Genomic DNA, 20,304 nt, shown 5'->3' with positions numbered 1-20,304 from the left:
CCATTGATGAGGTCATTGCCGCAGTGACGATCAATGACAGCACTGTTTTGCTATGGCAAAGCAGGCCGGGCCAGTTAGCGAACATCATACACGTAAGTATTCCAGTATACTTCTGTTTTTACAGGCTTGCCCTGAGCATTATAATAGATAGTGGGGCCAGATTTTTCACCGCTACGGTAGCTTTCCTCCCGCTCCAGCGTACCGTCGGGACGATAGTAGCGGCTGCGGCCATGCAGCTCGTCATGGGCATAATTTTCTTCTTCCCGTAGCTTACCGTCAGGGTAATACGTTGTCAGCAAACCGCTCAATACACCACCGTTTTGGTTTTGTACCCGCCGGAATACCTGCCCGTTGCTATAGTAGTAAGTGCGGGTGCCATCGTAGCGGCCGCCTTTATAGTTTTCCACTGTAGCTGGCTTACCATTGGCAAATTGAGTAGTCAGTATGCCTGTCAATGCCTGGTATGCGCCAGTTGGTTTTCCATCCGATCCTGAGCCACGGAAGCTAACTGCTTCGCCACGCTCAAACATCTTTTCAACCAATAATTCTCCCTGCATATTATGCTGGCGGGCAGGCCCTTGCAGCTCGCCACCCACAAATGTGCGCGTCATATCTGGCTGACCGTTTTCGAATAGATACTGCCACTCACCTTCTTCTTCCCCGTTGCGATAGGTGCCTTTGCTTCTGAGCTTCCCGGAATCATAGTATTGCTTCCATTCGCCCTCACGCTGACCGTTGCGGTAGGTTCCTTCCATCGCAATCTTTCCCGTAGTAGGGTGGTACGACCGGAAGGCGCCATGACGATTACCTTGCTGCTGGCTGTAGCTTAGCTCGGTTTTGCCAGAGGGCGAAAACCAGGTTGCAGGGCCATCAAACTCATAGCAAGCTAATGCACTCTCAAGACGCGGTTTGCCGCCGGGGTAATGCAGGGAAAACTTTTTGCTAGCGTGCGTGATGTCAAAACGATCTACCACTTTCCCCGTCGAGTCGAAGGCTGTAAGCGTAAGCAGACGGCCGTATTCGAGCCACCGCTCTTGGGTAAGCTGGCGAGTTGGGGTAAAGCTGCGTGCTTGGCCGTGCACAGTGCCATTCAGGAGGTTGTACTGTTCACTCAAGGTACCATCGGCATAGTACTGACGCCACTCTCCCTGCTCCTGTCCATGCTGGTAGAAGCCCGCCCGCTGTACTACGCCATCAGGGTAAAACAACTCGCAGAATCCGTCCAACTCGTCATTGACATAGCTATAGCGCTGCTTCAGCTTACCCGTCGCGTAGTACTCTTCCGAAAGGCCTTGCCGCACACCAGAGGCGTAGCGGCGTACTTCCCGAGTAGCGCCGTTGCGGTGCAGAAATACCCACTCGCCATCGGGCTGACCATTTAAATAGCTACCAGTATAGAGCGTGGTACCATCGATGCGCAGGCCTTTGATGGTAGTTTTCCCTTTTTTAGCTACTGGTGTCTGGCTTACCATTTTGCCCCCCGCATCATATGCCGATACTCGGGTCACTCGCCCTTGGTCGTAGAGTTGTTCCTCTAACAGCTTACCATCAAAATCATAGTCGCGGTATGGGCCATGTAGCTCGCCTGTCGCTGCATCATAGTTTTTCTCTACGCTAAGCTTACCCGTTGTATAATACAGCTTTAGTGGGCCAGTAAGCTTGCCATGATTGAGCGTACCAGTCGACTCCACCTGCCCATTAGCATGATACTCTGTGTATGGGCCGTGCATTTCATCCTGGTCATAAGAGCCTTTGCGCTCTAGTGCCTTATCAGCATAGTATACTGTAAATGCCCCCTGGCGCTTGCCGGCCATGTAGGTGGTGGTGTACTCTGGGGTACCATCGGCATAAAAGCCGGTTTCTATTCCCTCCTTCTTATCAGACTTATAGTTAGTCCGTCGTTGCAGCTTTCCGTCAGTATAATAAAAAAGCGCCTCGCCGTTGATGTCGCCTTGTGCGTAGGGACGTACCTCCCGGATGGTACCGCAGTAATGGTAAAGCTTGGCAACGCCCGCCGGCTGCCCATGCTCGTAGTTCCCTTCTACCGATAACGCCCCGTTATCATGATACTCTACGTAGCGACCGTGAAGCTTGCCTTCCGCATCATAAGCCAGCTCTTTTTCCAAACGACCATTGATATGGTAGCTGCGCCATGTGCCTACCCGATTGCCCGCGTTTGAAAAGCTTCCTTCCTCCGTAATAGCACCTTCCTCATCAATCATTTGCCAAGGGCCCCGCAAAATGGCTTTTTCGCCCGTGCCCTCTCCATCGCCCAATCCTTCTAATTTACCCTCACCGGTAAACCATGCCTTAATGCGCGTGGGTTTGCCCTGTACTGTTGAGGAAGTTTGATAGGCTCGAAATTGATTGATAGCAGGCCCGGCAGCCTCTACCATTTTATCAATTTTGCCTTTGTTGCTTTTCACCCACCCCGCTGCCTTTTTATCATCAGCCGAGGACAAAATGAGATACGTGAAGGCAATCAGGTTTTCGTCCTGACGCAAGACTTGTATTAAGGGCGTGTAGGCACGCAGCCACAGATCGGTTTCATTGGGGCCGGCCACCGGAAATTTCTCAACTAGCAGCTGCGCTTGCTTTACTACGTTAGCGTTAAACTTCACCTTCGAGTTGTAGTCTTTGCGCAGGGCAGCCTTAGAGTTTATTAGTAAGTCGAGTTCCCGGAATGCCTCATTAGGGACAAAAGGCGTCAGTTTTTCCTTCGCATCTAATTCCAGAGCATTAGAAGATATTTGCTCGGCCAGTATGAGTATATCTCGGCTGTCTGGATTGATAGATAGGAATGTAAGCAGGCTTATCAAGGCGCGAGCAGGCTGGCCTTGCCGTATAGCCAGTTGGGCCAACTGGTAATGAGTACTGCCATGCAGCGGGCTCAGCTCAAGGCTGCGTTGCCAGCTCGCTAACGCGGCGGGGTAGTCATTAACCAGGCCCTGACTTACCCCCTGATTATACCATAGTATCTGGTTGTATGGGAACCGTCGGAGTGCTTCCGTATAGGTGGCAAGTGCGGCTTTTGCATTGCCCTGAGATTCCTGCGCTGTGGCTAAAATATCATAGGGCTGCGCATCATGCACCTGCAAGGCAACCAACCTACTGCTAATAGCGGCCGCTTCTGGGTACTGCTTGCTTTGTAAATAAGATGAAGCCAGTTCACTTTGAACCTTCAAGTAGTTCGTGTCAGCCGAACTAACCGTTAAGTAGCGAGCAATAGCTGCCGCATATTCTCCCTTGCTGTGCAGTGCAGATCCTTCTTGTAAAACCTGTTGAGAATTGGCTAGCGATTTTGGCGGGGTTTGCTGGCTCCAAGCTGCCGTAGTAGCACCTGCCCATAGAAATAGCAGGGCGCTATAAGTAGAAATGCGCATCAAATTAAACCTGATAGTATAGTAATGCGCCAGCCTGTCCGCAACCACGGCAGTTCACGGAACATTCCTACAATAGTACGTATTTCAGTGATTTCCTGAAAGAACTGGGCACTAACTATGCAAAATTTATATCAAGTACATTAAACAATATGGCGCTTACTTTTTCGGCTTATCAATTGTCATTTTCTTACGGACTTCAGCCGGATAAACCACCAACTCCTGATAGGTAGAAACAGGATCTGTTTCGCGCCGAAAGTCTAGCTCTTCCAGCACACCTATTACCAGTTCCATGGTGGTATAAACCAGGTTGCCATCTACTAAATGCCCCCCAATGGTTTGACCCGCGGAGTCAGCAACGGCCAGATGTAGGTGGCTGCCATTTACAGAGAGCGTACCCACCAGCGACACTACCTCGAAATGCCCCTTATACTCAGTTGATCCAGGCTGATTGGCGAGGCGCAGCCGAACGGTAGTCAGGCTGCCAACCCCCGTAATTATAGTAGCAGCTTTTATCTGATAGGCTTGGGCGAAAGCCTGAAGCTGCTGCCGCAAATCCTGGCCGGGTGCTAAGCGTAGCGCATACGTACGCATGGGCGACGACAGGGCAGACACGGCGGGCGCAACAGGCGAAGACATAGCAGCTTTGGTTTGGGCAAAAGTCTCTGAGACAGTTAGTCCGAGCAGAAGCGTAGTGAGTATAAGGCGCATACAGACAGGTTGGCAGCGCAAAGGTAGCCGCTGACTAACAGTGAATAATTTTTGCCCCCCAGCGTAGGGTACAGCAAAAAATAAAGAGGAGAAGAGCCAGCTCTAGCTGACTTTTCTCCTCTCCTCACTACCCTTCTGCACTCACCACCAGAACGATAGTGATGAGGGCGTTGCAGCGCCCTATTTATTAAAGCTTACGTTGCCGTAGCGCACTTTGATGTTTACGTTGCCAGAATTTTTGGCGCTGGCTCCCCCAAACTTACCCTGCGTATCGCTGGCAGTTGAGCTGCTTTCTTCCGACCGAACACGCACTAACTCTTTATCAACCAGAAGCTTGCCGTGCAGGGTATTCACATCAAAGTCAAACCCGGCACCTTCCGAGAAGTTCAGCAGAAAAGTGCTGTAGCCGCCATCCAGATTGATCTGACGGAAATTTTTGCCGGTGTTGCGGACTTCAAAAGCGGGGCAGTACTGCACCTTCATATCCAGTTGGTCATTTAATTGATCAATGCTGAACTTAGAGAAGCCCGACGAGCCGCGCAGATTCCGAACGGTACCCAGAGCCACGTCGCCGTACTTGCTGTGTACCGTCAGATCGCGCACGGTACCGATGTCGATATCGGAGTAGTTGTTGCGCAAGTCTACCACTTCCCCCGCGTCCAGGCGGAGTTTGGAGTAAGAAGCATCGATGCTGGCTTTGCTGGCGAAAGCAATGGTGCTCTGACCGTTACCTACGCGCAATAGGTTTTGTGGACCATCCAGGCGGCTTGTGCGCAGACTGCCATATTCTACTGCCAGCTCCGTGGTGCCTGTCAGATCGTTGTTGATGCTGATGTCGCCGAAGGTATTGTACACGCGTAAATTCGTGTTTTTGGGCAGCCAAACGGTGTAGTTCACTTCGTAGAGCCGTTGCCGGCTGGCGCAACCGTTAGGCATAGCTCCAAACTTCGACTGAACGGCTATTCCACCCGTATTCGGGTCGTTTTCCAGCATTCTCACCTGAATCATATTCATCAGCTCCTGCGCTTTTTCGTCTGAGTCGGCGCGGGTAATGATATCAACGTCGGTGCGAATTTCGGCCCGGTTCCAGGTATTGATCTGTACGCGGCCGTAGCGGGTTTGCAAGGAGTATGGCTTGTCGGCGCGCGCCGCGAAGGTGCGGCTCAGCTTGCGGCTCTTTTCCACGGCTGGCACCGCACTCATTTCTTGCTGGCCCTGGCTGCCTTGCTGTACCGGCGCCGTGGAAGGCGGGGCGCCACCCTGCTGCGGCATACCCGGCTGAGTGGTACCAGCCCCCTGGTGGTAGTTATCAATGACAACAGTCACTGGCTCCAGAGGAGAAAGCTGCTCGGCTTTTCCAGGCTGAATCAGCGTGAGGCTCGCCGCCAGCGACAACAGACAGTAGTTAAAACCCATCAGGACCGTTTTCATCGCTTGCGATTGTTTTTGGCCACTTCTGGCTCATCAGTGTGGTACTCCAGCATTCTTTCGCGGGTCCGCAGCTGCTGGTTTAAGATATCAACCCTGATTTGCAGGTTGCGATTCATGGCGTCGAGCACCATGTCTGGCTCGGGGTTGCGGTATAGCTCGGTTTTGAGTTGGGCATATGTCGAGTCGAGTACAGCCAGCTCGCGTTGCCAATCGGCGGCGGGGGCGTTGGAGCTTTCTTCTTCCAGCTGGCGTAACTCGCCGGCCCGTTCTTTGATCTGGGAGGCAAAGTAGGCTTCCATCTGCTTCACAGCCGTGTTCAGGCGCTGGGTAGGCGCATTGGCGGCCGCCGTGGCTACAGGGTTGGTTCCGTAATAAAAGGAGTCGTTGGTTTCTTCTTCCGTAGGAGCCGTGGTAAGGTAAGGCGCAGGACTAATGCTTGTCCAGACAGAGGCAGTTGGTGAGGCGGAGTTTTGCCAGAAAAGCCCCCCACCGGCTAGTACCGTAACGGCAATAGCGGCGGCAATGCCAAAGCGGCCATTCCAAGGGGCTTTTTTGGCTGGTACTACTGGCTCGGGGCCAGTTTTATAATGCGCAGGGGCACTTCCTCTTCCGTTTCGTCGAACGCCACAGATTGCGTCGTCAGCTCCTCTTCGATGCTGTCCCACAGATCGGGGCGTGGCTCGAACGCGTCGAAGTCGGCGCGGTGCTGCTCTACGAAAGCTTCAAGTGATTTCTTATTCTCGTTCATACAGGTGGTTATTCGCACGTTTCTTCCCTTCGACCATGACCCGCGGCTATGTGGGTGGAGCGTTAGTCCGGCCGGTGTATCCAACACTTACTAGGTGCTTTACAATCCGTGCTGGCGCCCTAGTTCCAGCAATTTTTTTCGGGCCCTACTATACTGTGATTTGGAGGTTGATTCGGTTATATTCAGAATGCCTGCTATTTCGGCGTGATCGTAGCCTTCGAGCAGGTACAGTGAGAGTACTACGCGGTAGCCATCAGGTAGTTCCTGGATGCAGCGGCGCAATCGGTCAGCTCGCCAACTTACTTCCGTAAAGTCGGTGTCGTCGTCCTGATCGGAGCCCACCGAATCGTGCTGCTCGGCCAGCGGCACCAGCTGCAAGCGCCGATTGCGCAGGCAGTTAATGCTTTTGTTGATGACGATGCGCTTCAGCCAACTACCGAACGACGAGTCGCCCTTGTAGCTATGCAGCTCACGAAACGCGCTCAGGAACGACTCCTGCAACACGTCTTCGGCCTCGGCAAAGTCGCCGGTAATGCGCAGGGAGGCATTGAACATTGCCTTCGCGTAGCGCTTATAGATTTCAGCCTGGGCACGGCGGTCGCCCAAGCGGCAACGCTCCACCAACGGGGCGTTGATATCAGTATACGCAAAAGCCTCCATGTGCGATATTTGGGTTGTGCAAGGTCAGAAATAACAGCCCGTGAATATCCGAATTTCTTCGCTAAACTGCTCGTTCTGATGGATAAGCAAGAGAAAGACAATAAACGATAAGGCGGGTTGCACGGGGTCTCAGACTAAATAACCCAGGTTGCGGGGCAGGGTCAAGTTAGGAGCCAAGGCGCGTTCCGCAACAGGTTACAACTATTCCCAGATCCGGTTCGCCGCCGTAAGAATGAGAGGCTCGTCATCCGTAATCACAATGGTATGCTCGTGCTGGGCTACGAAGCTGCCGTCTTTGGTAGTCAGCGTCCAGCCGTCGCTGAGCGGATGGGCGAACGTGGCGCGAGTAGAAATAAACGTTTCTACTGCTACCACCGAGTTCATTTTAAAGCGCTTGCGGTTGTAGCGGTCGTAGTAGCAAGGGATTTCCGTCGGTTCTTCGTGCAGGCTGCGTCCAATTCCATGCCCCACCAAGTTCTTGATCACCCGATACCCTAATTTTCGCGCTTCTGCTTCAATCAGCCCCCCAATATCAGCAATGCGGACACCGCCGCGAATGCCGCTGAGGGCGGTACGCAGGATTTGACGGGAGGCATCAACCAGAGGCTGGTGCTGGTGAATATCCGCCCCGAGCACGAAGGAGCCACCATTATCGGCCCAGTAGCCGCCCAACTCCGCCGATACGTCGATATTCACTAGGTCGCCTTCTTGCAGCACCTTACGGGCCGAAGGAATTCCGTGCGCCACTTCGTTATTCACGCTGATGCACGTCCAGCCCGGAAAGCCATAGGTAAGCCGGGGGGCCGATTTGGCCCCCATGGCGGCCAGCATACGTCCGCCGTATTCGTCCAGCTCTTTGGTCGTCATGCCCGGCTCAGCATACTCGCGCATCTGTTTGAGGGTAATGCCAACGGCTTCGCTGATGCGCTGAAGGCCGGCTAAGTCTGCGTGAGAAGTGATAGACATAGGATGCAGCTTTTGGTTTTCTGAGGTGGTACAGCGTTGGGCAGTGAACGCCAAAAGAAGGCGACACTAGTTTGAGTGAACTGGCTGGCGGTTTCAAGCTTATTACTCGGGCTCGCTTCCGCCATTATATACCCGACAAACAATTGGAATCCGGATAATCCAAGTTAGGGCAAATGATCTTTCCCCGGCATGTATAAAGAAGACCCGTGTAGAAACTACGCGGGTCTTCTTTGCAGTGAACTCAGGCAGGGTGCTCGACAGAAAGACGAGTTTGACTAAGCTACTTTATATATCAAACTTAATTCCCTGGGCCAGCGGTAGCTCCCGCGAGTAGTTGATGGTATTCGTCTGGCGGCGCATATAGATTTTCCAGGCGTCGGAGCCGGATTCGCGGCCGCCGCCGGTTTCCTTTTCGCCGCCGAATGCGCCCCCGATCTCGGCGCCGGAAGTACCGATGTTCACGTTGGCAATGCCACAGTCGGAGCCCGCCTGCGACAGGAATGCTTCGGCTTCGCGCATATTCAGGGTAAAGATGGACGACGATAAGCCTTGGCGCACGCCATTTTGCAGGGCAATGGCAGCTTCCACATCACCGCTGTATTTGATCAGATACAGGATGGGCGCGAACGTTTCTTCCTGCACCGTGTGGTAATAATTTTCGGCTTCGACCAAAGCGGGCTGCACATAATTGCCCCCCGGATACTGGTCGCCGGTCAGAATTTGCCCCCCAATCAGCAATTTGCCTCCCTCCTGCTGCACGGCTGCCAGCGCTTCGCTGAATCCGCGCACGGCAGCTTCATCGATCAGCGGACCTACCAACGTGCCTTCCGTCAGCGGATTACCGATGGGCAGCTTGGGGTAGATGGTGAGCAGACGCTGCTTTACGTCTTCAAAAATAGAATCGTGAATGATGAGGCGGCGCGTCGTGGTGCAGCGCTGGCCGGCTGTGCCCACGGCCCCAAACACGACGGCCCGCATGGCAATGTCCAGATCGGCGTGTTCGGTGAGGATAATGGCATTATTGCCCCCCAGCTCCAGCAGCGCGCGGCCCAGGCGTGCGCCCACTACTTCGCCCACTTTCTTGCCCATCCGGGTGGAGCCGGTAGCCGACACCAGCGGCACGCGGCCATCGGCGGCCATCAACTGGCCAATCTCGGCGTCGCCAATGATGAGGTTGAAAATACCCTCCGGCAACTCGTTTTCCTTCAGTACATCCCGGATAATGTGCTGCACGGCCACCGCGACCAGCGGCGTTTTCTCGGAAGGCTTCCAGATGCTCACGTCGCCACAGACGGCGGCCAGCATGGCGTTCCAGCTCCAGACGGCCACCGGGAAATTGAAGGCCGAAATAATGCCGACCACGCCCAGCGGATGATACTGGTCGTACATGCGGTGGGCGGGGCGCTCGGAGTGCATGGTGAAGCCGTGCAGCTGGCGCGAAAGACCCACGGCAAAGTCGCAGATATCAATCATTTCCTGCACTTCGCCCAAGCCTTCCTGTAGTATTTTGCCCATCTCGTAGCTCACCAGCTTGCCGAGCGGCTCCTTGTAGTCGCGCAGCTTGTTGCCGATCTGGCGCACGATTTCGCCGCGCTTGGGCGCAGGCACCAGCCGCCAGGTTTGGAATGCTTCCTGAGCCGTCTGCACTACTTGTTCGTAGTCGGCGGCGGTGGCAAAGCTTACTTCGCCAATCAATTGCCCATCGGCGGGCGAGTGAATGGCGCGGGTCTTGGTATTAGTGGCGCCACCCCATTTCAGGCCGGTGCTAAAGGCTGGATTGCGGGCTTCAACGCCCAATTCACGCAATACTGACTTGATACCGTGCGGATCATGCTCTTGTACATCAGTGCCCGTGGCGGTGGCTTCTTCGAGTGCTTGTTTCATAATGAAAAGGGAAATAGACGCTGGGAAGGGGTGGGTAGTAAGAGAAACAAAACTAACAAAAAAGCCCCCAGTTTTCTGGGGGCTTTTTTGGGTTCTATCCAACTCGCTTATTCAGCCTGACCAATGGGGTAGTATGCTTTGCGGCCATCAGGGTAAATCCCTTCAACCAAGGCACCATCACCGTTTTTGGCAATCTCTAAATAGCGCTGCACATCCTGGGGCTTGGCAACCTTATTCTTGTCGATGCGCGTGATGATGAAGCCATCGGCAATACCCGTCTGGCGGAAGTTGCTGTCGCGGATGCCTTTGATCTTAGCGCCGCCTTCAATGCCGAGCTTGCTCAACTCCTGGCTGCTAACAGGCTCCAGCGTCGCGCCTTCGTACTTCACAGCCTTGGCTACCTCGGCCCGCACCACATCCGTGGTGCCGGTGGCGTTGCGAAGCGTAGTAGTAGCGGTACGCTCGTTGCCACCACGCAGGAAAGCTACTTTAATCTTGTCGCCGGGGCGGTAGCGGGCTACCTGCTCCTGCAGCTGCGATGAAGTGTTCACCTTGGCGCCGTTGATTTCGGTAATCACGTCACCTTTTTCCAGGCCGGCAGCCTCAGCAGCGCTGTTTTCGCTCAGCTCCTCCACGTACACGCCGTTCAGGTTCTTCAGCTTTTTCTCGGAAGCCAACCGGGCATCTACTTCCCGAATCTGGACGCCGAGCAAGGCCCGCTGCACTACTTTATACTTCAGCAGATCATCTACTACTTTGCTCACAATGCTGCTGGGCACGGCGAAAGAGTAGCCTTCAAAATTGCCGCTTTGAGAAGCAATGGCCGAGTTAATACCGACCAAATCGCCATTCAAATTGACTAAGGCGCCACCCGAGTTACCACGGTTTACAACCGCGTCAGTCTGCAGGAACGACTCCAGGCCCATGCGGTCTTCACGCTGCAGAATACCAATGTTGCGGCCTTTAGCGGAAATAATACCAGCCGTAACGGTCGAGTTCAGGTTGAAAGGGTTACCGATAGCCAGCACCCACTCTCCTACTTTCACATTGTCGGAGTTGCCGTAGCGCACGAAGGGCAGATTGTCGGCCTGCACTTTCAGGAGAGCAAGGTCGGTGGTCGGGTCGGTGCCCACCAGCTCAGCCTTGTACTTGCGCTTATCGTCTAGTACCACTTCAATCTTATCGGCCTTATCAATCACGTGGTTATTGGTGACGATATAGCCATTGGCCGCGATAATAACACCCGAGCCCGAGCCCATCTGAGGACCCGCTTGCGGCGACTGGTGGTATTGATCGAAATCCTCACCAAAGAACTGACGCAATAGCGGGTCCATGCGCTGAGAACCGGCGTTGCTGCGCATTTTGGGAGCGTACTCCGTCATGACGTGCACCACGGCCGGCGTCACCGATGAGGCGGCCGCCACAAAGTTCAGACCTTCCGGCACTACATAGTCACTGTTGCGCAACTCACTGGTATAGCGCACATTCGGATCGGCGGCTACTACCTGCGGTGCGTTGGAGTTGGTAGGCTCTAATAGCTTATACCCGCCCACGGCCACGCCCCCGCCCAGAATGGCAGAACCGAGCAGGCCGAGCATCATTTGTTTTGCTTGCATGGGTAAGAAACGAGGATTGGATATGAGAAGAAGTTGAATTTAAAGCAAAAAAGGCAAGGTTCAAATACGATCCTCGCTTCGACTATAAGATGCAACCTAACGTAGCGAGGTTGCTTATATGTACAACAGGAGAGATTTAAAAAAAGGCTCCAAATACGGAGCCTTTTTTTAAATCATATTCTTAACGCACCTCAATGTGGTGCTTGGTCACTTTCTTACCGTCAAAAGGCAAACGAACACGCAGGATACCATCCGCCATTTCGGCTTCGATGGCCGTTACATCCACTGTGTCGGGGAGGCGGAAGGTGCGGGTGAAGCTACCGAAATTGGTTTCGACGCGGCGGAACCGGGGGGCATTTTGCGGTTCACCCTCTTTAGCTTCAACGGCTTCAGGCGCTTTGCGCTCACCGCTGACAACGAGTTTGCCCTCCTGAAAATCAATTTGTACAGCTTCTTTCGCTACGCCGGGCAGGGCTAAGTGCAACTCAAACCCAGCCTCCGACTCAAGGATGTCGGCCTGAGGGATGAAGGATTTAACGGGCTCAGTAGCGGTTGGCAGCGTGTCGCGCAAAAGTTCACTTAATACAGTGTTGAAAGCGCGGGCAGGACGAGTAGCAGGACGGTTGTTATACAGAATGGTAGCCATGATAACAGATGTTTTTAGAAGTCAGAATGAAGGCCGTTTTGAAGCGGCGACACTCCCATTCTATAAATTCTGTACCAATCAATTTTAGCGAATTACTTCTGCCAAAAAGTCTTATTCTATTATGCTAGCGGATTAGAACACTCTATAACCCGGAACATAATCTGCCTTTCTGTAACTCATATACACTATTGTGCTCAAGCAGCATGATGACTTAATGTCACCTAAAATATAATTTCTTGTGGTTTAGCTTGGGCCTGCATTGAAAAAAAGCCCCCCAAACCACTTTTACCAAAGCCAGAAATACACAGTTAGTACTAATGCTGTGTTGGTAGCTGACGACGGTCAAATACCTGCTTGCCCTTGAAAATAGTGTAGCGCAGATCCAGCCCCAGCACAGGAGTCACAAAGTTGCGGCGGCCGCCCGGAATCACGACGTTGCCGTCGATGTCGGTTTGTTGGAGCACATTGCTATAGGCGCTTTGGTAAGCAAACCAAGGCGTAAAGTCGAAGTGGTCAGATAGGCGCAACCCGACTTCGGCCCGCAGCGCCGTGAAGTCAATCGTGCGCTCTTTGGGCTCGTTTTCGTCGCGCTGGAAGCGCAGGTAGGCAAATGCCTCATACGAAAGGCGCGGCCGCAACACCACCCGGCCCACCGGAAGCAGCCGATCAAGATCGAAGCGAAGCCTTGTGCGGGCCCGGCTTTCATTGCCCTCACCTCCCGCAATCAGGTATTCGACGCCCAACCGCTGACGAAAATTGAAGCTGCCTAGGGTGTTCCAATGCCGCAAAAACAGCTCCGGGGCTATATCAACTTCAAGGGGTGAAACTTCACCCCCGTTACGGTTAACACTGTAGGCGCTTAGTCCTAACGTTGCACCCCCGCTCCAGCGGGTGTCCCAAAAACGCTCATAACCCGCATTAAGCCCCGCCCGATCTAGGTCAAGGCCATCGAAGCCACCCGTGGAGAATGGCGTGTTGGTTCCTGTAAACACGTAATCGTCGCCGGACAAGGCGTATTCAGCTTGCAGTGAAGGCGCCAAGCCCAGGCCATTTACCACCCGCCGGCTTTGACCATGTACAACGGATCCGCTCAGCAGCCCAGCCAATAGAACAACCAAAAATGCCCCCCAGGCGCTGGGGGGCATTTTTTCGAAGGAACCTTTACGCATTGATAGTAACCGAAGTGTCGGCAGCAACAGAGTGAGCAGTGATACCCAGCTCGTGCAAGGTAAGCCAGGCCATAAGGCCAGGACCCGTTTCGAGGGCCTTAGGGTCGATGTCGAAGGTGGGCGTATGTACGGAGGATCTGTGACGACCGTCGGGAGCGCTGGTGCCGAGGCGGTAGAAACAGGCATCAGCTTGCTGGGAGAAGTAGGCAAAATCCTCCGCTGCCATCCATTGGTCCAGCTCAACTACGTTTTCGGCGCCCAGATACTCCTCAGCCGCGGCGCGGGTGCGGGCGGTCAGCTGGGGTTCATTTTCGAGGTAAGGATAGCCCCGGCGAATCTCCAGTTCACAGGTGGCCCCCATCGATTCGGCAATCCCTTCCACCAGCTTACGCAGATGAACGTGAGCGTCATTGCGCCATTCTTCATTCAGAGTACGGAAAGTACCTTCCACGTACACTTCATTGGGAATCACGTTGGTAGCTCCATTGGCAATGACTTTACCGAATGACAGCACCGAGGGCAGTTTAGGATTGGCGCGGCGGCTCACAATCTGTTGGGCCGCGACAATAATATGGGCAGTAACTAGTACCGGATCAATATTTTGCTCAGGCATAGCGCCATGACCACCTTTGCCGCGCACGGTCATGTACAGCTCGTCGGTGCTGGCCATGTAGCGTCCGGGCCGCAGCCCAACCATACCCGCCGGCAGCATGGGAAACACGTGCTGCCCAAATACGCTGGCCGGAGTTGGGTTTTCCAGCACGCCTTCCTTTATCATGAGCGATGCACCACCAGGCAGTATTTCCTCGCCAGGCTGAAAAATCAGCTTCACCGTTCCCTCAAATTCAGTGCGCAACTGGGTTAGAATACGGGCAGTTCCCAGCAAAGAAGAGGTGTGCACATCGTGGCCGCAGGCATGCATCACGCCCGGATTGGTGGAGCGGTATGGCACGTCGTTGGTTTCCTGAATAGGCAGCGCATCCATGTCGGCGCGCAGGGCTACGGTGCGGCTACCAGGGTTTTTGCCTTCGATAAGCGCTACCACACCCGTATTTGCCAAGGGCTGCGGAGCCAGGCCAAGCTTTTTCAGCGCTGCCGTCACAAAAGCGGCCGTGTTTACTTCCTGAAAAGAAAGCTCCGGATGCGCGTGCAGATGCTCGCGCAAAGCAACAGTTTCGGCAGCAGTGGCGGCAGCTAGCTCTCGGATACGGGAAATAAGGCTCTGGCTCATAGGAAAGATGTAGTGTTTCTGGGAGCAGGTAATTCGACTTTTGTCGATGGATGCGTGCTAGCGCTTAGCGGACAAACTGAGGGGTAGCCTCGGCAGACTAAAAACGGGTTTTGTTCAGCACCACTTGTGCCGGCTGCAGTTGGGCTTTCGGAGCCAGCGGCTTGATACGCAGCATGGCTTGCTCGGCTTCCAGACGCGTTAGATAATCACCAATAAGCAGACGATACGTTGGCTGCTTGAATGTTATGTAGTCCGTTTCCTCAGGGTAGCGACTGATTACGGCGCGGCGGATTGCCATGGCCTGGTCGCGCTCCAAGCCTACGTAAGCCAGAATGCGGTAGCCCTGAGCATATTTTACGTTCATGTTCGTGACGGCCTGATCGCGGAGTCGCTGGTCAATCTGGCTGTTCACGTGATTTGTCGGCGTCACGGCGGGCTTCGGACCAACTGGCTGAGTAGTGGATGCCGGCGACGTAAACACGGGCCGGTAGCGGCTCAGGTCTTCGGCCGGAGCCGACTCGCGCCTTCGGGTAGTATCAGGGGTAGAGGTCTTACCTACTCCTGAGGCCGCACATGACGCCAGTGAAAGTAAGGCGGAAAATAAAAACACGTTACGCAGCAGGAATTTCATCTTCTTTTAACAGAACCAGACTATTGGAGGAGCCTATCCGGTGGGCACCAGCAGCCAGCAAAGCTAGCGCCGCCACCCGAGTCCGAATGCCCCCGGCAGCTTTTATGCGGACTCTGGGGGCAAATGGTCACGCATCAATGTAATATCGGCCACGGAAGCCCCGCGGGCAGCAAAACCAGTCGAGGTTTTCACAAAATCGGCCCCCACGGCCGCGCAGATCCGGCAGGCGGTTATTATTTCTTCTTCCGTAAGCAGAGCCGTTTCGATAATCACTTTCAAAATTGCGTTTTTGAAGTGACACAGCTCTACCAACTGGCCAATTTCGTCCTCTACTTCCTCTACCCGCCCCGACTTGAAGGCACCGATATTGATAACCATATCAATCTCCGTAGCTCCATCATTTAGCGCCTGATGGGCCTCAAAAAACTTGACTTTAGTGATTTGATACCCCAGCGGAAAGCCGACCACAGTACACACCGGAATTGCCCCCGCAGCTGCTCGGCGGCAAAACGCACGTAGCATGGCGGCACACAGACCGTTGCGAATTTGAACTGCACTGCCTCGGCGCACAACTGGGCTATTTCATCGGGCGTGGCATCGGGGCGCAATAAAGTATGATCAATGGAGGCGGCAAGCTGGGTAATAGGAAGGCTCATAAACCGAATCAACAGGAAGGCAAAGGTAAGGTAGCGCTAAATCGGATTCGCACAGTCACTATTGTTTGCTCTAGCAAGCTAATGATCAGGGCTTCCGATGCCTGGCCTACACAGAAACATTGCCAAAGAACAAGTGGCAGGCAGCTTCCTGAAAAGCCACCTGCCACTTACTTCAATTGCAAACCGCGGGGCTGCTGTTAGTCAACCAATACGCAGCGGTTGTTCAGCAAATCGTCCTCTACGGTTTTGTACTTCACGTCGCGTACGATGCGGCCGTCCATGTACTGCACGCTTACTTTTTCGTTGCGGTTAGCCACTTTGTGCGCACGCACGGGTTGTTGCTTTTCCAGCACCGGCGCTGACTCGGGGCCTAAGTCTTCCGGTCCGGCACCCAGCGAAACGGACGAAACCTCTTTCTGCGCTTTCAGCTTGGGAGCTTTCGGTGCGGGGGGCAAATCGGCCTCCACAAAGAACTCGGGCTCCTGGGTGTGGCCGTTTTCCTGCTGCATTGGGATGTCGGCGCGGAAAAGGAAGGAAACCGTTTCCTCGTTCACTTTGCCAATCATCTGCTTGAACAGCTCAAACGACTCAAACTTGTACACCAACAGCGGGTCTTTCTGCTCGTACACCGCGTTTTGCACCACTTGCTTCAGGTCATCCATCTGACGCAAATGCTGCGTCCAGGCCGTATCGATGGTAGAGAGAACCACGATTTTCTCCATGCCCCGAATCGTTTCGTGGCCGCCGGTAGCTTGATTGCGACGCAGGTTGGTAACTACCGTAATCTGCTTGCGGCCATCGGTAAACGGAATGGCGATATTCTCGAAGGGTGCGTTCTGACTGATCAGATCATTGACCAGCGGCAAAGTATTGGCCGCGATGTGGTCATTCTTGCTCTGGTAATAGCCTAGCGCCTCATCGTACAGCTTCTGCGCCAAAGCGGGCGCCTGCTGGCTGGTCAGGTCTTGAGCGGTCAGGTGGGTATCATAGCCAAACACCCGAATAACAGCCAGCTTGAAGTCTTCGAAGTCGTTGCTGATCTTGTGCACGTTCACGATGTCGTCGCAGACGTCGTAAATCATGTTCCAGATATCCAGTTCCAGACGCTCCCCAAACAGGGCGTTGCGGCGGCGCTTGTACACTACTTCGCGCTGGGCGTTCATCACGTCGTCGTACTCCAGCAGGCGCTTCCGCGTGCCGAAGTTGTTCTCTTCCACTTTCTTCTGAGCGCGCTCAATGCTGCTCGTAATCATGGAATGCTGAATCACTTCGCCTTCCTCCAGACCCATGCGGTCCATGAGCTTGGCAATGCGGTCCGAGCCGAACAAGCGCATCAGGTTGTCTTCCAACGACACGAAGAATTGCGAAGAACCTGGATCGCCCTGACGACCGGCCCGACCACGCAGCTGCCTGTCTACGCGGCGGCTTTCGTGGCGTTCCGTACCAATGATGGCCAGACCACCCGATTCACGCGAAGTTTCTTTTAGCTTAATGTCGGTACCACGACCTGCCATGTTGGTGGCAATAGTCACTGTGCCGGGGAAACCGGCTCCAGCTACAATCTCAGCCTCGCGCTGGTTTTGCTTGGCGTTCAACACCTGGTGCTGAATGCCGCGCAGCTTCAGCATGCGGCTTACCAGCTCCGAAATTTCCACCGACGTAGTACCTACCAGCACGGGGCGGCCAGCTTGTACCAAGGTCTGGATTTCTTCGGCTACGGCGTTGTACTTCTCGCGCACGGTTTTGTACACCTTGTCGTGCTCGTCTTTGCGCGAAATCTGACGGTTGGTCGGAATAACAACCACGTCGAGCTTGTAGATCTGCCAGAATTCACCCGCTTCCGTTTCGGCCGTGCCGGTCATGCCAGCCAGCTTGTGGTACATGCGGAAGTAGTTCTGAAGCGTAACCGTAGCGTAGGTCTGCGTAGCGTCTTCTACGCGCACATTTTCCTTAGCTTCAATAGCTTGGTGCAAGCCGTCGGAGTAGCGGCGGCCTTCCATCACGCGGCCGGTCTGCTCATCCACGATTTTCACCTTGCCGTCGTCGGTCAGGATATACTGGTCGTCGCGCTCAAACAGCGTGTAGGCCTTTAGCAGCTGGTTTACGGTGTGCACCCGCTCCGACTTCTCCTGGTAGTCCTGCATCAGCTTTTCCTTCTGGTGCAGCTTGTCCTCGTCGCCAATGGTCTTGCTGTTCTCGATGGCCGCGATTTCCATCCCGATATCGGGCATGATGAATAACTGCGGATCTTCGCCTTGGGCCGTAATCAGGTCAATGCCTTTTTCGGTTAGCTCAATCTGGTTATTTTTCTCGTCGATGGTGAAGTACAGCGGCTCATCGGCTTTGGGCATCTGCCGCGAATTATCAGCCAGATAGAAGTTCTCCGTCTTCTGCAGCACGGCGCGCATGCCCGTCTCCGACAAGAACTTGATCAGCGGCTTGCTCTTGGGCAGACCGCGGTAAGCGCGGAACAGCATCAGGCCACCCTCACCGTCCTTACCACCAGCTTCCGCCCCGTCTTTGCCTTCCTTGATGAGCTTACGAGCCTGCACCAAATAGTCCTGCACTATCTTTTTCTGAGCATCCACCAGCATCTGAATGCGGGGCTTCAACTGGTAGAATTCGTGCACGTCGCCGCGGGGTACGGGGCCGGAGATAATCAGCGGCGTCCGGGCATCGTCAATCAGTACGGAGTCAACTTCGTCGACCATGGCGTAGTGATGCTTGCGCTGCACTAGCTCCTCGGTTTCGCGCGCCATGTTGTCGCGCAGGTAGTCGAAGCCAAACTCGTTGTTGGTGCCGTAAGTAATGTCGGCGGCGTAAGCGCGGCGGCGCGCATCGGTGTTGGGCTGGTGCTTGTCGATGCAGTCGACGGTGATGCCGTGGAACTCGAAGAGCGGCGCATTCCACTCCGAGTCACGCTTGGCCAGGTAGTCGTTCACCGTTACCAGGTGAACACCGCGCTTAGCCAGGGCATTGAGGAAAGCTGGTAGAGTCGAAACAAGTGTTTTACCCTCACCAGTGGCCATCTCGGAAATCTTGCCTTGGTGCAGCACCACGCCGCCAATCAGCTGTACATCGTAATGCACCATGTCCCAGGTGATTTCGGCGCCACCGGCAATCCACTTGTTGGCCCACACGGCCTGGTCGCCCTGAATGGTGACGTTGCCTTTGCGCGAGGCGTACTCACGGTCGTAGTCGGTGGCAGTAACCGCTAACTGGCCGTTTTCTTTGTAGCGGCGCGCCGTTTCTTTCACGATGGCAAAAGAGGCGGGCAGCACTTGCAGCAGTACCACTTCCAGCTCCTTGTTACGCTGCTTTTCGAGCGCGTCGATCTGCTCGAAGAGCTGCTCTTTCTGCGTAATATCGAGGTTAGGCTGGTCAGTGATGCGCTGATGCAGGCTGGCTATCTGGTCGTCGGTAGCCTTTAGATGAGCATCGATACGGGCGCGGACTTCCTGGGTCTGCTCGCGCAGCTGGTCGTCGGAGAGCGATGCCAGTTTGGCAGATTCGGCGTTGATAAGCGCCACGTATGGGATAATCTCCTTCAAGTCCCGCTCCGATTTGGAGCCGAAAATCTTGGCGACGGTTTTCCCTAGGAAATCAAACATGCTGATATTATTTAGCTTAAAACGCCAAGGCGCACTCCAAATTTACGGCGTTTTTGGGAAAGTACCGGCCAAAATGCCCCCCAGCCTCCAAAACGGCGAAACCCCGTCACCTCAAAGAGTGTGCGGGGTTTTCGGGATAGAAAAGTTGTCAGGTTCTGGGGGGCTTTTTCAACATCTCAGCCTGGTAGTATCACATTAATAGCGAACAACCACTTCAGCTGTATCAAAGGGCTGGACAGAGAAAGTCTGCCGGTAAGGAGTAAGCTGTCCACCAAAGTTTACTTCCCAATGTACCCACATATTATCATTTGGCATACTGGAGTCAATCGTGTGATAGCTCACCTTACCATAATCAGTTTTACGCAGATCAAGAGTCGAAATATACCCTTGATCGAACCAAGGGCCAGACACTGTAATAGCATCAGGTAGGCGATCAGGCTGCTGTGCTACTCGAATCTTAACCCAAGCTGGAGCCGCTACTGGAATCTGCAACCCTTTATTATTATGCCCATTTTCTATATACGGTTCTCTACCCCAGTGCGAACGATGCCCCTTATCGGAGTATGCTTTCAAAATGTATGTAGTTTCCTTGTCCGCATCAAAGCTGAAACTGAAGCGGCCATTAGCATCTGCTTGATGTGGTTCTGCGAAAGAGCTATAACCCGAATGCAGGCCACTACCTGCTTGGGCATACACTTCTATCCAGGCATATGGCACTGGTTTCTCTGTTCGCATTTCTACCACCAGACCCTCTGCCAGCGTAGGGCCTTCATATTTCTGGCAGGCACCGAACAGGCTACTCAGAGTTGCCGCAATACACAAATTGCGTAAAGACTTTATCATCATATATGGGTTTAAAACATTGGCAAGCTAACCAGCTAGCAGATCAGCTACTGAACCAGAATTTGGCGTAATCTGACTTTGCCAATAACCCAATAAGACAGTTAAGTATTTATGAATTAGT

Annotated in this window: 15 protein-coding genes; all 15 read right to left on the bottom strand. The window is 54.0% G+C overall.

Annotated features, from left to right (window positions below; translation table 11 throughout):
* Positions 1-74 precede the first annotated feature (74 nt).
* Positions 75-3,185 carry a toxin-antitoxin system YwqK family antitoxin gene (locus H9L05_RS10570; protein WP_187734098.1) on the bottom strand — a complete coding sequence of 1,037 codons (3,111 nt, stop codon included), beginning with the start codon at positions 3,183-3,185 and terminating at the stop codon, positions 75-77.
* 354 nt (positions 3,186-3,539) lie between these two features.
* Positions 3,540-4,091 (bottom strand): PPC domain-containing DNA-binding protein, encoded by a 552-nt coding sequence (locus tag H9L05_RS10565; RefSeq protein WP_223284869.1) that lies wholly within the window; start codon positions 4,089-4,091, stop codon positions 3,540-3,542.
* Between the two features lie 180 nt (positions 4,092-4,271).
* Positions 4,272-5,522: a hypothetical protein gene (locus tag H9L05_RS10560; protein ID WP_187734097.1), complete on the bottom strand. Its 1,251-nt coding sequence runs from the start codon at positions 5,520-5,522 to the stop codon at positions 4,272-4,274.
* Complete coding sequence (locus H9L05_RS10555; RefSeq protein ID WP_187734096.1) at positions 5,519-6,187, bottom strand: hypothetical protein; 669 nt, start codon at positions 6,185-6,187, stop codon at positions 5,519-5,521. Before H9L05_RS10555 ends, H9L05_RS10560 begins: the two co-directional genes overlap by 4 nt.
* Before the next feature lie 182 nt (positions 6,188-6,369).
* Positions 6,370-6,930: an RNA polymerase sigma factor gene (locus H9L05_RS10550; protein WP_187734095.1), complete on the bottom strand. Its 561-nt coding sequence runs from the start codon at positions 6,928-6,930 to the stop codon at positions 6,370-6,372.
* 201 nt (positions 6,931-7,131) lie between these two features.
* Complete coding sequence (gene map, locus H9L05_RS10545) at positions 7,132-7,896, bottom strand: type I methionyl aminopeptidase (protein WP_187734094.1); 765 nt, start codon at positions 7,894-7,896, stop codon at positions 7,132-7,134.
* Between the two features lie 285 nt (positions 7,897-8,181).
* Complete coding sequence (gene amaB / locus H9L05_RS10540) at positions 8,182-9,780, bottom strand: L-piperidine-6-carboxylate dehydrogenase (RefSeq protein ID WP_187734093.1); 1,599 nt, start codon at positions 9,778-9,780, stop codon at positions 8,182-8,184.
* Between the two features lie 107 nt (positions 9,781-9,887).
* A complete protein-coding gene (locus H9L05_RS10535) occupies positions 9,888-11,396 on the bottom strand; it encodes a Do family serine endopeptidase (protein ID WP_223284868.1) in 1,509 nt (502 codons plus the stop codon).
* Between the two features lie 181 nt (positions 11,397-11,577).
* Complete coding sequence (locus tag H9L05_RS10530; RefSeq protein ID WP_187734092.1) at positions 11,578-12,042, bottom strand: Hsp20/alpha crystallin family protein; 465 nt, start codon at positions 12,040-12,042, stop codon at positions 11,578-11,580.
* Positions 12,043-12,356: 314 nt separating this feature from the next.
* Positions 12,357-13,211: a hypothetical protein gene (locus H9L05_RS10525; RefSeq protein WP_187734091.1), complete on the bottom strand. Its 855-nt coding sequence runs from the start codon at positions 13,209-13,211 to the stop codon at positions 12,357-12,359.
* The gene (locus H9L05_RS10520) at positions 13,204-14,442 is read right to left on the bottom strand and encodes a M20 metallopeptidase family protein (protein WP_187734090.1); all 1,239 of its coding nucleotides are present in this window, start codon (positions 14,440-14,442) and stop codon (positions 13,204-13,206) included. The genes H9L05_RS10525 and H9L05_RS10520 overlap by 8 nt, the downstream gene beginning before the upstream one ends.
* Before the next feature lie 97 nt (positions 14,443-14,539).
* On the bottom strand, positions 14,540-15,073 hold the full coding sequence (locus H9L05_RS10515; protein WP_187734089.1) for a sporulation protein: 534 nt from the start codon (positions 15,071-15,073) through the stop codon (positions 14,540-14,542).
* A gap of 102 nt (positions 15,074-15,175) precedes the next feature.
* Positions 15,176-15,595 carry a deoxyribose-phosphate aldolase gene (deoC, locus tag H9L05_RS10510; protein WP_262892664.1) on the bottom strand — a complete coding sequence of 140 codons (420 nt, stop codon included), beginning with the start codon at positions 15,593-15,595 and terminating at the stop codon, positions 15,176-15,178.
* A 331-nt stretch (positions 15,596-15,926) separates the two neighbouring features.
* Complete coding sequence (gene secA / locus H9L05_RS10505) at positions 15,927-19,340, bottom strand: preprotein translocase subunit SecA (protein WP_187734088.1); 3,414 nt, start codon at positions 19,338-19,340, stop codon at positions 15,927-15,929.
* A 195-nt stretch (positions 19,341-19,535) separates the two neighbouring features.
* Positions 19,536-20,186 carry a hypothetical protein gene (locus H9L05_RS10500; RefSeq protein ID WP_187734087.1) on the bottom strand — a complete coding sequence of 217 codons (651 nt, stop codon included), beginning with the start codon at positions 20,184-20,186 and terminating at the stop codon, positions 19,536-19,538.
* Between the last annotated feature and the right edge of the window lie 118 nt (positions 20,187-20,304).

The organism is Hymenobacter qilianensis (genome assembly GCF_014489555.1).
Classification (GTDB): domain Bacteria; phylum Bacteroidota; class Bacteroidia; order Cytophagales; family Hymenobacteraceae; genus Hymenobacter; species Hymenobacter qilianensis.
The sequence above is the reverse complement of the archived record's forward strand: the minus strand, read 5'-3'. Positions and strand labels throughout refer to the sequence as shown.

Coding starts and splice junctions, on each gene's coding strand:
- H9L05_RS10565 (WP_223284869.1), bottom strand. CDS start 4,091: ATGCGCCTTATACTCACTACGCTTCTGCTCGGACTAACTGTCTCAGAG.
- H9L05_RS10560 (WP_187734097.1), bottom strand. CDS start 5,522: ATGAAAACGGTCCTGATGGGTTTTAACTACTGTCTGTTGTCGCTGGCG.
- H9L05_RS10550 (WP_187734095.1), bottom strand. CDS start 6,930: ATGGAGGCTTTTGCGTATACTGATATCAACGCCCCGTTGGTGGAGCGT.
- map (WP_187734094.1), bottom strand. CDS start 7,896: ATGTCTATCACTTCTCACGCAGACTTAGCCGGCCTTCAGCGCATCAGC.
- amaB (WP_187734093.1), bottom strand. CDS start 9,780: ATGAAACAAGCACTCGAAGAAGCCACCGCCACGGGCACTGATGTACAA.
- H9L05_RS10535 (WP_223284868.1), bottom strand. CDS start 11,396: ATGCAAGCAAAACAAATGATGCTCGGCCTGCTCGGTTCTGCCATTCTG.
- H9L05_RS10530 (WP_187734092.1), bottom strand. CDS start 12,042: ATGGCTACCATTCTGTATAACAACCGTCCTGCTACTCGTCCTGCCCGC.
- H9L05_RS10525 (WP_187734091.1), bottom strand. CDS start 13,211: ATGCGTAAAGGTTCCTTCGAAAAAATGCCCCCCAGCGCCTGGGGGGCA.
- H9L05_RS10520 (WP_187734090.1), bottom strand. CDS start 14,442: ATGAGCCAGAGCCTTATTTCCCGTATCCGAGAGCTAGCTGCCGCCACT.
- H9L05_RS10515 (WP_187734089.1), bottom strand. CDS start 15,073: ATGAAATTCCTGCTGCGTAACGTGTTTTTATTTTCCGCCTTACTTTCA.
- deoC (WP_262892664.1), bottom strand. CDS start 15,595: ATGCTACGTGCGTTTTGCCGCCGAGCAGCTGCGGGGGCAATTCCGGTG.
- secA (WP_187734088.1), bottom strand. CDS start 19,340: ATGTTTGATTTCCTAGGGAAAACCGTCGCCAAGATTTTCGGCTCCAAA.
- H9L05_RS10500 (WP_187734087.1), bottom strand. CDS start 20,186: ATGATGATAAAGTCTTTACGCAATTTGTGTATTGCGGCAACTCTGAGT.